This window comes from Moorena sp. SIO2C4 (assembly GCF_010672485.1).
In the GTDB taxonomy this organism is placed as follows: Bacteria; Cyanobacteriota; Cyanobacteriia; order Cyanobacteriales; family Coleofasciculaceae; genus Moorena; species Moorena producens.
The window spans coordinates 1-13,033 of sequence record NZ_JAAHGN010000080.1; the positions used below are offsets into that span (position 1 = coordinate 1).

The 13,033-nt window shown below is 44.1% G+C and carries 16 protein-coding genes; 5 read left to right on the forward strand and 11 right to left on the reverse strand.

All coding sequences use genetic code 11. The annotated features are described in order from the left end of the window. The first annotated feature begins 188 nt into the window (after positions 1 to 188). Positions 189 to 887, forward strand: coding sequence for an HAD family hydrolase (locus tag F6K20_RS06885; RefSeq protein ID WP_008178865.1), 699 nt, complete (start codon positions 189 to 191; stop codon positions 885 to 887). A gap of 369 nt (positions 888 to 1,256) precedes the next feature. Here the strand turns inward: F6K20_RS06885 and F6K20_RS06890 are convergent, their stop codons facing one another. From F6K20_RS06890 to F6K20_RS06900, 3 genes are all read right to left on the reverse strand, one after another. Beyond that, positions 1,257 to 1,415, reverse strand: a complete 159-nt coding sequence (locus F6K20_RS06890; RefSeq protein ID WP_008178867.1) for a hypothetical protein — start codon at positions 1,413 to 1,415, stop codon at positions 1,257 to 1,259. A gap of 8 nt (positions 1,416 to 1,423) precedes the next feature. Further along, entirely contained in the window at positions 1,424 to 2,050 is a 627-nt protein-coding gene (locus F6K20_RS06895) for a CPP1-like family protein (RefSeq protein WP_008178869.1), read from the reverse strand. A 105-nt stretch (positions 2,051 to 2,155) separates the two neighbouring features. Then, a complete protein-coding gene (locus tag F6K20_RS06900) occupies positions 2,156 to 2,287 on the reverse strand; it encodes a hypothetical protein (protein WP_271969968.1) in 132 nt (43 codons plus the stop codon). Positions 2,288 to 2,590: 303 nt separating this feature from the next. On the opposite strand from F6K20_RS06900, the gene F6K20_RS06905 reads away from it, so the two are divergent. Beyond that, entirely contained in the window at positions 2,591 to 3,319 is a 729-nt protein-coding gene (locus F6K20_RS06905) for a response regulator (protein WP_008178873.1), read from the forward strand. Positions 3,320 to 3,592: 273 nt separating this feature from the next. Here F6K20_RS06905 and F6K20_RS06910 read toward each other — a convergent pair whose 3' ends face one another. Together F6K20_RS06910 and psbH are read right to left on the reverse strand one after the other, a co-directional pair. Next, the gene (locus F6K20_RS06910; RefSeq protein ID WP_044492070.1) at positions 3,593 to 3,895 is read right to left on the reverse strand and encodes a TatA/E family twin arginine-targeting protein translocase; all 303 of its coding nucleotides are present in this window, start codon (positions 3,893 to 3,895) and stop codon (positions 3,593 to 3,595) included. A gap of 270 nt (positions 3,896 to 4,165) precedes the next feature. Beyond that, positions 4,166 to 4,369 carry a photosystem II reaction center phosphoprotein PsbH gene (gene psbH, locus F6K20_RS06915; RefSeq protein WP_008178875.1) on the reverse strand — a complete coding sequence of 68 codons (204 nt, stop codon included), beginning with the start codon at positions 4,367 to 4,369 and terminating at the stop codon, positions 4,166 to 4,168. 1,277 nt (positions 4,370 to 5,646) lie between these two features. On the opposite strand from psbH, the gene psbN reads away from it, so the two are divergent. Beyond that, complete coding sequence (gene psbN, locus F6K20_RS06920; protein ID WP_008180512.1) at positions 5,647 to 5,778, forward strand: photosystem II reaction center protein PsbN; 132 nt, start codon at positions 5,647 to 5,649, stop codon at positions 5,776 to 5,778. Positions 5,779 to 5,916: 138 nt separating this feature from the next. Here the strand turns inward: psbN and F6K20_RS06925 are convergent, their stop codons facing one another. Next, positions 5,917 to 8,349, reverse strand: a complete 2,433-nt coding sequence (locus F6K20_RS06925) for a sensor histidine kinase (protein ID WP_081431866.1) — start codon at positions 8,347 to 8,349, stop codon at positions 5,917 to 5,919. A gap of 355 nt (positions 8,350 to 8,704) precedes the next feature. Here F6K20_RS06925 and F6K20_RS06930 point away from each other — a divergent pair, with 355 nt between their 5' ends. Then, positions 8,705 to 9,376 (forward strand): HEAT repeat domain-containing protein, encoded by a 672-nt coding sequence (locus F6K20_RS06930; RefSeq protein WP_008180506.1) that lies wholly within the window; start codon positions 8,705 to 8,707, stop codon positions 9,374 to 9,376. Positions 9,377 to 9,497: 121 nt separating this feature from the next. Then, positions 9,498 to 10,070 carry a phycobiliprotein lyase gene (locus tag F6K20_RS06935; protein WP_008180504.1) on the forward strand — a complete coding sequence of 191 codons (573 nt, stop codon included), beginning with the start codon at positions 9,498 to 9,500 and terminating at the stop codon, positions 10,068 to 10,070. Between the two features lie 306 nt (positions 10,071 to 10,376). Here F6K20_RS06935 and F6K20_RS06940 read toward each other — a convergent pair whose 3' ends face one another. From F6K20_RS06940 to F6K20_RS06965, 5 genes are all read right to left on the reverse strand, one after another. After that, positions 10,377 to 10,883 (reverse strand): hypothetical protein, encoded by a 507-nt coding sequence (locus F6K20_RS06940; RefSeq protein ID WP_008180502.1) that lies wholly within the window; start codon positions 10,881 to 10,883, stop codon positions 10,377 to 10,379. Positions 10,884 to 11,161: 278 nt separating this feature from the next. Continuing rightward, positions 11,162 to 11,962, reverse strand: a complete 801-nt coding sequence (locus tag F6K20_RS06945; protein ID WP_008180500.1) for a hypothetical protein — start codon at positions 11,960 to 11,962, stop codon at positions 11,162 to 11,164. Positions 11,963 to 12,352: 390 nt separating this feature from the next. Beyond that, positions 12,353 to 12,730, reverse strand: coding sequence for an S-layer homology domain-containing protein (locus tag F6K20_RS06955; RefSeq protein WP_008180496.1), 378 nt, complete (start codon positions 12,728 to 12,730; stop codon positions 12,353 to 12,355). A 12-nt stretch (positions 12,731 to 12,742) separates the two neighbouring features. After that, on the reverse strand, positions 12,743 to 12,856 hold the full coding sequence (locus F6K20_RS06960; protein WP_353736736.1) for an S-layer homology domain-containing protein: 114 nt from the start codon (positions 12,854 to 12,856) through the stop codon (positions 12,743 to 12,745). Then, the coding region (locus F6K20_RS06965) for a hypothetical protein (RefSeq protein ID WP_287294219.1) at positions 12,808 to 13,033 on the reverse strand (226 nt) is incomplete at its 5' end. The genes F6K20_RS06960 and F6K20_RS06965, both read right to left, overlap by 49 nt.

The window sequence follows — 13,033 nt, forward strand, 5'->3', positions numbered from 1 at the left end:
TCCCGACTCCCGACTCCCGACTCCGGACTCCCGACTCCCGACTCCCGACCCAAACCTCAAAAACCTACCCCTGTCAGGAGTAATGGGTAAGTCCTAAGACATAGGCAATGTTACAAATTCGTAACTTTAGTGATAAATACTCACGGGATGAGATAATAATGTAAATAAATATTACATTTTGTTAGATAATGATTAGAGTATTTACAGACTTTGACGGTCCGATCATGAATGTGTCGGAGCGTTACTATCGGGTTTACCAGTTTTGTCTCAAAGAAATCCAACGCCCTAACCAGCCAATCCTGCCCATGTCCAAGGCGGAGTTTTGGCAGTGTAAGAGGGGGCGTGTTCCGGAGATAATTATTGGTATTCGTTCAGGTCTCGATCCCAGCCAAGCTGAAGCATTTGCTCAGCTGCGCCGTCAAACTGTACACACTCTGCCCTACTTAGTCCATGATCAACCGGTTCCCGGAGCGATAGATGCCCTGGAAAAATTACAACAAGCAGGTATAGATTTAGCCGTCATGACCATGCGTCGGGTGCGAGAGCTTGATGAAGCGTTCAGTCGCTTAGACCTGGAGCAATTTTTCCCCCCTAACCGACGGTATTGCCTGAGTAACGACTATGTTAAGACCGGTGACACTAAAGATAAACCTTTGCTAATGGCAAAAGCCCTAAAAAAACTCCCAGCTGCCTCTGATGTCTGGATGATTGGCGATACAGAAGCGGATATAGTGGCTGCCAAAACCCACGGTATTAAAGCAATTGGAGTTTTATCTGGAATACGCGATCGCACTCAGCTCAATCTCTACGAACCAGATTTTATCGTCAATAATCTCACTGAAGCGGTAGATTTAGTTCTAGACACAGCACTGCTACAAGCCGTATGATTGTGCGATTTTAGCTGATCCGGCTAGAGCGCGCCCTACACCTGACCCTCGGTCAGGGTGGGATGAAATGAACCGTGAAAGTTCAAGTGATTTTTTATTTCAAAAAATGGCGTGGTTAAATTATCTCAAAATTTAGGAAATTATATCACTAACTCGCCGTGCAGACCAGGGAACTTCGGATCAGTTAACAGAAAGGGTTTGATCAACTTTAATTTTATTAACACAGTTAAGAAAATTGGCTCTCTAGCCTGTGGCTATGATAAATATTTATAAAATAAAAATATTTATAAAATAATCGCGCTAAAGTCTTGGCTTACAGGGCTTGTGGTGATTTAAAAAAGCAATTTTTATGAAAACTGCTTTTCATGGTCATGATGCAGTCGCTCCCCATGAGCGACTGGCTTGGTTTCCACGGGGCAAACCCAGGCAAGGGTAGAGAAGTTTGGGAGATATCACATCAAGGGGAAAAGCACCACTACGAGACAAGTTAGTGCTTTTGGAGGCACGTCCTAATCCCCAATCCCCCATGGCTATTTTCAACGTAAGAAGCAACTAATCACCCAAAGCAAGACAAATGTCACCAATGTAGCCAGTTCTTCTGTTTTCAAGTCTAGGTTGGTGAATTGGCTTTCCAGAGAATTCCCCAGCAAACTTCCCAATCCCACACCTAAAAACAGACCTGCCAGGGTTAGCAACACCGCACGACCAAATTGTTGTTCTTTCCGATTGAGGAAATAGATCGTGAATCCGAAGCCTATAGCCATCACCAACGGCAAAATCGAGTTTCCGGATGAGGTGTCAAGGACAGTAGCACTGCTTAAGATTAAGAACACTGCACTCGGCCAGATTATGTCTTCTCTTGTCGGAGTATCCCACAACCGTTTCAGCCACTCAGGAGAGTTATTAACTGGTGTTTGGGGAAAACTCGGTGGAGCTTGAGAAGCCTTCTCCGGGAAACGAATGCGATCAGGAACTTTAATCTTTCCTTCCTGGCGCATCCTAAGTCGATCCATAATAATGGCATCGTAGGCCGCCTCTACGGTATCTAAAAGCTTTTGGTTACCACGATGCTTTTGGATCAGGCGACCTTTGGCATCCTGAATTTCATCAAAGGACGCTTCTTCCGTAACCCCAAGCTGATCATAGGGATTGTTATCACTCATTCAAGACCTCCGAGACATCCCTTGTTTTCACATACCTTCTTTTCATTAGTATGACAGCAACTTTAAACTAGTTATGTATATGTTAAGGTTAGGCACGAGAAACTCTCAACCTTGCTCTGGGTAACCACTGTTCACAGAGTCGTCTTGGTTGAGGGTGGTGTCAATGCCCCTGGGTGCTAGTGTAGCTTGATCTTCAAACAGCAGTGCCGCAGTGAAGTCAACACAATGCCGGTGCATCTCAGTTTTTTGGCCAAATCACCGGAGAATTCCTGAATAATGTTAGAACCGTTAGTAAATCCATATAGACTCATCAAGGCTATGGGTTTTTTGCTCTTTAGAACAAGAAAAAAAGACTTTTTGCCGTGGTTCGGGAAGTCCTACTGTGGGGGAATTTTGAAAATAACTGATCTGCCTATGCGATTGACCAACTATTGGCATTGCCTAATAATCTGAGGATAATTGTCTACAATGCCCAACAGCACCGTTGGTGTCAAAACACTCTGCGTCTTAAATTTGTGATCCCGTTTTCCGTGGAAAGTTATGACCGCCGCCAAGATTCTTGTCGTAGATGACGATCCGGCAATCCGAAATTTAATTCTACGCTTCTTAAGTCAAAAGAATTTTCAAATGCAGGCTGCTCAAGATGGCAAGACGGCTCTTGCCACATTTGAGCAATTTAATCCAGATTTAGTCATTCTAGATGTGAATTTGCCTGACGCCCTTGGCTACAACCTGTGTCAGCAAATGCAGAGCCGCACTGATGTCTTTGTCCTCTTGCTCACCAGTCGGTCGGATGCTGCTGACAAAAATCAAGGATTTCAACAAGGTGCTGATGACTACATCACCAAGCCCTTTGATTTACAAGAGCTGGAAAATCGAGTTAGAGCAATTTTGAAACGGAAGCGGGCTGTTACTGCTACTGAAGCAGAACGCCTAGTCTTCGACCATTTAGTCATCGACCCAGGGCGCAGGGAGGTAACTATAGACGAAATACTTATCCCTCTAACTGCTCTGGAATTTGATCTACTCCATTTTCTGGCCTGTCATCCGGGTCGGGTCTTGCGCCGTTCTGAGTTAATCCAGGAAGTCTGGGAGTACGATTATGTGGGAGATCAGCGAGTAGTTGATGTCCATATCGGTCAAATTCGCCGTAAAATTGAGGTGAATTCCAGTGACCCTTCCTTGATTCAGACAGTTCGAGGTGTTGGCTACAAGTTTGAGGCACCTTCTACTAAGAAGAATGAGAAAAATGGTAAATCCAGTAGCTAACTCATTGTTGACACTCCACGACTATTCAAACCCCTTGCTCGTGGAGCGTCAATGGTTGCCAAGGCAATCGACTACTGAGTTACCGGACTAGAGTTAAAGAGTCGTCTAGTAGAGCACGGCGGAAATAAAGATAGGATTCAAAAATAGCAAAACGCTTATGTAATAAGCATTCAAGAATTGTTAATACCATAATTTTTAATTCCCCGCAGCAGTACTAGTCATCATCCCTGCTTTGGTCTAGCCTCTTGCTGAAATGGCTCGAAGTCCCTGGGATTAGCTTTTTTGAGAGGGAGTCGTAGCATGATTGTTTGATTCTGCTGTATCAACTTCTGCTGTAGCAACTTCTTTGGTGGTAATTTGATCAGATTCACTTGGGGTAGGGGTGTTCAGCCCTTGCTCTATCTGTTGTGCCTCTAGCTTAAACTGATTTTCAAACTCCTTGGAGGCATCTTGAAAGCCTCTAATCGCTTTACCCAGACTACGACCAATTTCTGGCAACTTCTTAGGGCCAAATACTAATAGGGCAATGACCATAATCAACGCCATTTCCGGTAAACCCATACCAAAAACGTTCATTATATAACCTCCTGGGATTTGTCAAGTGCTGGTTTGCTGTTACTAGTTTGCTGTTATTAGTATTCCACATTTGACCCAAATTGACCGCTGTTCCGTTGAACTAAGCCAGTTGAACTAATCCAATTTAACCAAATTATTTTAACTAAAGGTATTAATCCCAGGGACTTCCTAGCCTATCCATTGCTGTCAACAGCATTAAAAAACCCGGACAAGCCGGGAGGGAGCTGAAATATTTGAAATGTTTGATTAGCAGTTGAGCCTGGCAGTATACTACTGCCCTAGGCTTGTCCAATCAACATTGAAACCTTGAATGAGGATTGATTTGTTGTAAATCTGCAAAATAATCAGCAAAAAGACGAAAAATAGCCCCATAAAGACTCCCATTACAGGAGTAGTGCCCCAACCTGGGGCAACTTTACCATATTCCGAGTTAAGGGGTTTGAGAATATCTCCTAGCCGAGTTCTTTGTGCCATGGGTAAATTGAGTTTATGGTAAATTTAGATTTATGTTAATAGATATTGTGACTACTCCCACATCAAATTAAAGATTATGATGTGGGCGCGCTCTTACTCACGAATGAGAATTGCTGCTCCTCGGCGGAAGCCGACGCGGGGCGCGTTCGATATCCTGTACCGATTTACCACAGCCATTGAGCGGCAGTCCAACCGCCATTAATCCACGATTCAATAGGTGCATTTTCCAATGGCCGGGGAACCCGGCCTTGGGTCGCACCTCAATATTGATACCACTGTTTCAGTCCAAAATCAAGAGACCCCGTCAGGCAATTCCCCGGAGACGAAACCTTAGATAGGGTCGCCTTATTACAAAAGACTTAACCCTTTTATGCAAGACGGTTCGCGGAGCGGCTATGGGCGAGCATCACCTATAAAGGCGACCCTATCTTACGGTAACTTCTAACCCGCTAACCCTTACTGGCACTGCCAGACGCTGCTTAACACGGGTATAACGGGAGACCCCAAGCCTTGTGTAGGTTGGAAATTTTGTGAGCTACCGACCTTAGTCGATGGATACCATGTATCAGCTTACACTAAGGAGGCACTAAACCAAAGACATTTATGCTCAACAAGCCGCTTGAATTCAATGAATCCAGACTCGGCAATAGTTTGAGAGAGTTTGCGCCAGCTGCACATCCTTAAGACATGTTTAACTTGCAGGACTATCAAAGCGTGGTTTTTGCCTAAGTACCTGGTGAGGTAAGGGTCGTGGAAATTACAAATTTATATTTGCCGGATGTGGGGCTACATACCCAGTGATGACGCGCCACGTCACCTTTTCCCAAGACAATTAACACATTATTAACACAGTACCTTATATTTGTCAAGCCTGCCGTTCACCACAAGTAATCTTTTTGAGGGACTAGGATTTTTTTATCAACAAACATCAACAAAAGTACACGAAAATCTAAAATATTGTCGAACACTGTCTAACACTGTATAGTATTTATCAGTTTGGCCATGTCTGTTAACAGTGTTAAGATTATGTGCTATTCTTAAAAAAAAGCAATAAAACTAAAATTTGTTAAGACAACATCAAAAAAAGCTACCATTGACTCTGATTCTACTCCTAACAATAGATCCCCTTTAGCTCGCGTTTGGCCTGATCGTTAAAGCACAGGTAGGGGTAGCTGCTCCCATGCTCTCCCTCAAGTAGTCAGCTAAATGTGGAGGTTTGTCGAGGTTTTAGAGAGCAGAGTCTCAAAAAGAAAACAAACTAATATTTTATTTCAGCCATGGAACCCGCAATAGTCCTTAGCATTGTTATCCTTGTTTTTGTGATCGGTATCACTGGTATATCCATTTACACCGCTTTTGGACCCCCTTCAGCGGAATTAGTAGATCAGTTTGAAGAACATGAAGACTAAGAAAATGGTGTTCCATTCAAACCGGGAAAGTCACAAGCGATTAGGGTAGCACAACTCAACTATCAGTTAACCGCTACCCTTAGGCAAAACATAGCCTTGGGCAACAGACCAAGCATTCCCTTAAGCATAGAAGGTAGATTAAAACTTGATCGTCAAACTGTTGTCGTGTCCATTGAGTTCGGAGCCTTGAGGAGCCGGAATTTGCACGGTAAATGTAGTCCATCTCTGAGAGCTTTCTACCTGAATGATGCCGTCGAGCTGCTTGACTAGCTCCTTTACCAAAGCTAGACCTAATCCTGTACCACCTCTCTTCCAAGGATCAGCATTAGGAATGCGATAGAACTTATCGAAGATGTGGGGTAATTCCGTATCAGCAATCTCAGCTTGATTGCTGATTTTAAATATTACCTTGGGTACGGTATATGATCCGACCAAATCCTGATTGTTTTGGTAAAAAAACTCAAGAATAATCTGCCTGTTGGCTGGAGTATATTTACAAGCATTGTTGAACAGTTCTGTCACAATTCGCCCGAAGCTGGTCTTGTCAATCAAAACCGATGGCAAATTATCTGACAGAGTCAACTTCAGGATTTGCTGTTGTGCCTGGATACGGGAGCAAAAGGAATCAATGATTTGGTGTAACCATATTTTCAAGTCTACTACTGTTCTCGAAACCTGATAAGAGGCGGTTTCTAAACGCTGCAAGTCGAGTAAATCGTTGATTAGTTCAATTTCTCTGTAACACTCAGATTCTAAAATCTCTGTATAGCGCTGTCGTCGTTGACTCTCCGGAGCAATTTTGAGCATCTGTATTGCCATTTTCATATTGGATAGAGGTGTGCGCAGTTCATGAGAAACGGTACTTAAGAAATCATCTTTGAGCATGTTTAGTCTCTGTAGTTCCTGGATTCTCTCTCGTAGTTGTTGGGTGCGCTCAAGTACTTGCCGTTCTAAGTCGGTGTTGAGGTTAGCCAGACGCTGATAAAGCTGGCCTTGCTGAATTGCGATCGCAAGTTGCTCAGCCATCGACTGCACCAAAGTCACTGCGCCATCAGACCATTGGTAATCACTATCAATCTTGATCAGGCACAGTTTTCCCCAAAGGCGGTTTTGAAACCTTAGTGGTACAAGTAACCCATGGCAACTATCCTCAAGGTTTAAGTTGCAGCTATTGTTAATACGCACCACTTCGAGATTTTTGATCTTGCGATTAATCTCATTGTCCGCATCGGGAGTTTCAGCCCCCAAAGGGCTACTCAAGTTAGGGTGTTTACTACATTGAGATACCGTTAACCAAACCTGCCGCTGTGGCAGATATTCTTGAATTTCTACTAGGTCAACGTCCAACAGCTGACTAATTCCTTGAGTGGCTGTGCTAAAAATCTGCTCTAAATCAAGAGAGCTACGAATCTTTTGAGTAAACTGATTGAGCGTTGCTTCCCGTTGGGCTTTGAGTTGGTTTTCCTGATAAATTTGAGCCTGCTGAATCGCAATTCCTACATGGTCTGCTACTGATTTCCACAAATTTCTTTCCCAAAACTGCCACTGTCGTGGTCTACTACACTGATGGGCAACCAGTAGTCCCCACAGAGGTGAGTCTTTAGGTTGGTTTTGGTCTAGTTGAGGGTCACAAATGATCGGAACTACCAAGTTAGCAACGACTTGAAACTGAGCTAGGCAATTAACTTCATAGGAGGACAAGCCCCCAGAATCAGAATAGATATCTTCAATCGCTTGGATTGGAGCATACCGGTACTGATTAGCATGGGTTTCCCAGAAGTGGGGATTATACATTTCCCTACCTGTAATCGGCTGCCAGGGTGATTCTACAGACTCTACTGTGAATCTACCTCTCCAATCCGACTCGAAGCGATAAACTGCTACCCGATCTGCTTGTAACAATCGACGAACTTGATTAACTGTGGTATTTAGAATTGTCTCCACATCTAAAGACTTACGAATGCGGGCTGCAAAGTTTTCCCGAAGGGAATCACCCATTGCCTGCCTCAGCTTATCTTGAGCCACCTGGTTAGACAGTGCGTTCGCGTAGCGTGGCCTATGGCCAATCGCGTAGCGTGACCTACGGTCAATCTCTGCCTGTTTGCCCTCTTTAGCATCAACGACAGTTGCTACAAAACCAATCTGTTTCCCTACCTGATCTTCCAGGACACTAATCCTAAAATCCCTAGCCAATTGGCTACCGTCTTGGCGTTGAATGAGCAACTCACCCTGCCAAAACTCTAACTGGGACAATTGAGCAAAAATTTCTTTGATGGCAGCATGACTTCTAGGGGGAAACATGATCTCGGATAGCTGCGACCCAATAACATCTTGGGCTTGCCATTGATATAGCTTACAGGCATAACTATTCCAATGGATAATTGTTCCATCCATATCTATGGCAATAACCCCAATAGGTAAGTTATCTAATAAACAAGCCTGAAAGTGAATTTGCTCTTGTGCCTTTTGGTATTTGGTTTCCTGAGCTAATAAAATTTCTTGAAGCTGCTCACAAGCTGCTTCATCGACTGTAAGCTCACGTAGAATCTGGAACTGCTCTAATCTCATCATTGATGTCTCAAAATCGAACGATCAGCTCTCAATTCAACAGTTACCATCAGCAAATGTAGCTGTAGTGACTGGGGTGGTTGTATTTCTCACATCAGCCTGTTTTCTATTCTTACCTGTACTCAGATGCAGAAAGTTGAATTGATTTGCCATAGCTAGTTGACTAAAAAATTTCCATATATACAGCCATAGCATTCCCAAAACTATGACTCAGAGCGACAATTGTGTAGAAACATTGATCTAGCAAGCAGGTCAGAACGATTACTTTACCAGACAGCTGAGTAGATTCTTAACGGATCACAACCGTTGCTCATACTCCCCTGAGGTTAATTGTCAACCAAACCCCCAACAAACTACGATGTCCTCTAATTTAGAACAACTTTCGGCTCAGCTGGAAAGCCCTAACATGCGCGATCGCTTGATGGCTCTGGCATCACTACGGGATGTTCAAGCCAGTGATGCCGTGCCCCTAATTAAAAAGGTACTTGATGATCCCAATTTACCAGTTCGCTCTATGGCTATATTCGCCCTGGGAGTCAAGCCTACGGAAGAATGCTACCCAATTTTGGTCAAATTCATGGCAACTGACCCAGATTACGGAATTCGTGCTGCTGCTGCTGGGGCTTTGGGATATCTAGGTGACCCCAAAGCCTTTGAACCTCTAGTTAGGGCGTTCTACGAAGATACTCAATGGTTGGTACGTTTTAGTGCTGCTGTTTCCCTAGGTAATCTCCAAGATCCCCGTGCTCGTGATGTGCTGACCAAGGCGTTAGATAGTCAGGAAGTACTAGTCCAACAAGCTGCTATTGCTGCTTTGGGGGAAATCAAAGCTACAGAAGCTATAGACGATATTCTACGCTTTGCCCAGTCAGAGGATTGGATAGTGCGTCAACGTTTAGCAGAAGCCCTCGGTCAACTGGGTCAGGACAAAAGTATCTCGGCATTAAAGTATTTGGCAAAAGACAGCCATCCTCAAGTGTCTGAAGCTGCTCAAATGGCTATATTGCGTTTGTCTGAAGCCTCAAGCTAGTGTAGCATCCTGGTAATTGGGCTAATCATAGCGCGATAGAATCAACAGTGCACCACTTGATTCCAATTACCAACATCACTGATCTACCACGATCTACCACAAATTTTTACAATCTTAGCCAATGGATATTAAAGAGTTTTTTGAGCAGAGTGCTGGCAGATGGTTTTCTCAACGTACTAGTAATCATATTACCTCTCAACCCATGAAAAATGGTAAGTCCAACATCACTATGGAAATGCTATCTGGTGATGCCCCAGAGGTGATAACACTCTGTAAACAATACCAAATAGAGCCTGGTATGGCTATATTTGGTTTAAAAGTGATTTGGGACGGTACAGTAGTAGGAGAGCAGAAAAAGCAAACTGGTTCCACTGTTGTTGTAGCTGTTCCCAACCCAGAAAATCCTGACATTGGCAAACTATTGCGAACTAATGGTGATGTTGAAGAAACTTCCTTTCTTGATGCAATAGCGAGTGGGGGAAACCCCCTTTGGCCGACTGCATCGCTAAAATGTCGTTACAGTATCAGCCAGGATGATGTTTTAACAATGATTACAGAGGGGAAAACTCTATATGCTGAAGAACGTTTTTGGTTTGCTAGCCCTAACTTTCGCTTACGAACTAACGTTCTCCAGCAGGGGGGGCAATTAACCATGGCTTCTTTGGCCACAGAAATTCGTCTTGGTGTTACCTGAAAGGTAAGCATTCAGTCAGCTATCAGCTATCAGCTATCAGCTATCAGCTATCAGCTATCAGCGAACAGCGATTAGCGCTACGCGCACGCTGTCTTGATGCAATAGCGAGTGGGGGAAACCCCCTTTGGCCGACTGCATCGCTACTTGAGGTGCTTTTGAATAAAACAGGTAAGCATTGGTTTAATCTGAGTTACCTCCCAGGGTCGAAGCCTGTGCCACAAGGCACCTCAAGTAGCGTGAGCCAAAAGCTCACGGCTGACCGCTGACCACTGACCACTGACCGCTGACCGCTGAATGCTTATAGTCTCAATTATTAGTATTTATGTTATTGACTACAAAAGGCTTATCGATAGGTTTTGGTTCTTTACTGTAAGCACTTTCCAGGACTTTGTTCCTGACTAAATTTGCCTCATATTCAGAAAAATAGCCAATCAGGGTACCTCGCCACACTTTCCTGAGCATATATCTCTCTGATGGCACCTGTATATAACCGGCTGGGGCATAGTTATCTTTTATAAATGAATCAGACTTAATCACCTGAGAATTTTTAATATAATCATGTTTTGATTTAAATAGCTTACAATTGTAATTGTAAGCCCATTTGTTAGATATAACGACTCGTTTAAGATTTATTTTATTCAATAAATAACTTGTTGGTACAAAAACAGCAAATTTGCCATCAGGAATCTTAGCACAGGCTCGGGCAGAGTAGTTTTCAAAAATTATTTGGGCAAATAATGTCAGCTGTATTCCAAAAATTAGTCCGGCTATTAAACCAGAAAATAGGGGAAAATAAAAACTTTTTTCATGCATCCAATTTACCTCTATTTACTGTGACTAAAGGACTTTATAATGGAATTAATTATATAAATTAATCGCTAGATATATACCTAATATATTAAATATTAATGAAGATTACTTGATAGTTTGATGAAAGTTTATAAAAAATAATTTAATCACAATGGGGTATGCCATAGGGGGATCAGGGAGGATTTGGTATGATTAGCTCCGAACGCGCCCCGCGTGACCAAAGGTCAATCGCGTAGCGTGGCCTACGGCCAATCATCCCACGGGGATTAATCGTGGGATGGTTAACTTTGATCCAAGTTAACAGTGGCCTGAGAAAGACTCTGTGCCTCTGACCTATTTTCAACCTCCTGATCTTCCGCTGAATCACTGACCTGCTTATCGACTACGGTAGCTGTGACTGTACCAGAGTCTTGGTGCTGGACAACTGCCTTCAGCTTTTGGTAGACATCTGAAGAGTCTGGTGGTGGATGAAATTGGTGAATTGGCTTCTTGTTAAGCTCATAACTTGACCAATCTACATTGTAGCTAGGACTAGCACGGGCTTTGGTCAGAGGCTTTGGGAAGCTTTCTCTGGGCTTGACTGATTTTTCAGGTATTTTGGATGATATGCTCTTGGCTGGGGGGGAAGTGTCCTGTTGGCCTGTTGGTGGTGCTTGGAGTGTCTTTGACTCAAGCATCCCTTGCTCTGGTGTAGTTTCATCGGAACTAGTACCTAGAGAGGTTTCAGCAACATTGTCTACCCACTGTAAACTTAGTTCTAAGCTCTCGGTTGTGGATCTACTATCAACCGGAGCGGTTAAATTTTGGGGAAATTTACGACAAACCATCCGCTCAAACTCATGATTAAAGCGATATATAGGCTGTCCTCGTCGTAACCAGACTGCCAAAATTTGCTCTACAGATATCGCTTTGTAACGCCCTTGATAAAGTGCCTCAATCACCGCTAGACGCACCCAATTGGCAGGATAGTTCTCAAGCCATAGATTGACTAATTCTTCTACAGTGTAACCCCTGAGCTCAAACCCATAGTGACTGAGCAAGGCAAGGGCATAGGCAATGGCTAAATCTGAGTCATTGGTCATGGGTAAAAGGGCTCAAGGTGGGAAGGTGGTACGATTCCAGGTGGAAAGGTCGCACATGTGGCAAATTATTGACGCACAGCGGCTTCTGGCAACGTCGCTTGGTAATATAACCTATATCCTGCAACCAGCAACCTGCAACCTGTAACCTGCAACCTGCAACCTGTAACCTACAACCTGCAACCTGTAACCAGCAACCAGCAACCAGCAACCAGCAACCTGTAACCTAGAACCTGCAACTAGTTTTGGTAGTGAGTTGGTTGGTCAGTGAAATCAGGACTTAGGACTTATGACAACACTATACGGTGAGTTGAACTCAGTGACACGTCCTGTCTTCACCAAGGCCTGATCGATAAATGCGAACGCGCCCCGCGTGGCCTACGGCCAATCGCATCAGCTCGCTTTGGCTTCTCCCTTGGGATGGAACAGGGTTGGGTTGGGGTGGTTAACGACAATTTTGGCGATGGTAGCGTACGCAACTGCTTCGGTAGCATAAGCAGGAATATCCTTCCAATCTTCATAAATTTTAGAAATGTCAGAAGACTCTTTCACTGACTTCCCTAGAGTTTTGGCTAAAGACAGCCCATTGACTAGAGAGGCAATCAAATCAACACGGCGCAAGGTCTGCTGAGGATGGAAGGTTTGGTCTGGGTATCGAGAGAGAAAACCACCACGATAGGATTGGTTGATAGCTGGTAATGCCCAGAAATTCAGGGGGACATCAATAAATTGGGTAACTGGACGGATTGGATTGGGGTCAAACACTTTCACCAGTAGGGCAGCTTAATCAGCCCAAGTTAGAGGGGCATCTGGTTGAAAGCTGCCATCGGCAAAGCCACTAATCAGGTTTAGACTACCGAGGCGGCGAATAAAATCTTCTGCCCAGTGTCCAGGTATATCGCTAAAGGAGGTAATGTCAGGGTTAGGGTTAACAATATAAGGAGATGCGAACGCGCCCCGCGTGGCCTACGGCCAATCGCATCTGCAGAGCCTGTGGCTACCAATGCTTGGTAAATCAATGCTGCCACCTCAGCACGGTTAATCGGCCTCATGGGATTGAGCTGATTGGGTTGG

Coding starts and splice junctions, on each gene's coding strand:
- F6K20_RS06910 (WP_044492070.1), bottom strand. CDS start 3,895: ATGAACGTTTTTGGTATGGGTTTACCGGAAATGGCGTTGATTATGGTC.
- F6K20_RS06935 (WP_008180504.1), top strand. CDS start 9,498: ATGGATATTAAAGAGTTTTTTGAGCAGAGTGCTGGCAGATGGTTTTCT.
- F6K20_RS06900 (WP_271969968.1), bottom strand. CDS start 2,287: ATGCACCGGCATTGTGTTGACTTCACTGCGGCACTGCTGTTTGAAGAT.
- F6K20_RS06890 (WP_008178867.1), bottom strand. CDS start 1,415: ATGGGGGATTGGGGATTAGGACGTGCCTCCAAAAGCACTAACTTGTCT.
- F6K20_RS06940 (WP_008180502.1), bottom strand. CDS start 10,883: ATGCATGAAAAAAGTTTTTATTTTCCCCTATTTTCTGGTTTAATAGCC.
- F6K20_RS06905 (WP_008178873.1), top strand. CDS start 2,591: ATGACCGCCGCCAAGATTCTTGTCGTAGATGACGATCCGGCAATCCGA.
- F6K20_RS06930 (WP_008180506.1), top strand. CDS start 8,705: ATGTCCTCTAATTTAGAACAACTTTCGGCTCAGCTGGAAAGCCCTAAC.
- F6K20_RS06895 (WP_008178869.1), bottom strand. CDS start 2,050: ATGAGTGATAACAATCCCTATGATCAGCTTGGGGTTACGGAAGAAGCG.
- psbH (WP_008178875.1), bottom strand. CDS start 4,369: ATGGCACAAAGAACTCGGCTAGGAGATATTCTCAAACCCCTTAACTCG.
- F6K20_RS06925 (WP_081431866.1), bottom strand. CDS start 8,349: ATGATGAGATTAGAGCAGTTCCAGATTCTACGTGAGCTTACAGTCGAT.
- F6K20_RS06945 (WP_008180500.1), bottom strand. CDS start 11,962: ATGACCAATGACTCAGATTTAGCCATTGCCTATGCCCTTGCCTTGCTC.
- F6K20_RS06885 (WP_008178865.1), top strand. CDS start 189: ATGATTAGAGTATTTACAGACTTTGACGGTCCGATCATGAATGTGTCG.
- psbN (WP_008180512.1), top strand. CDS start 5,647: ATGGAACCCGCAATAGTCCTTAGCATTGTTATCCTTGTTTTTGTGATC.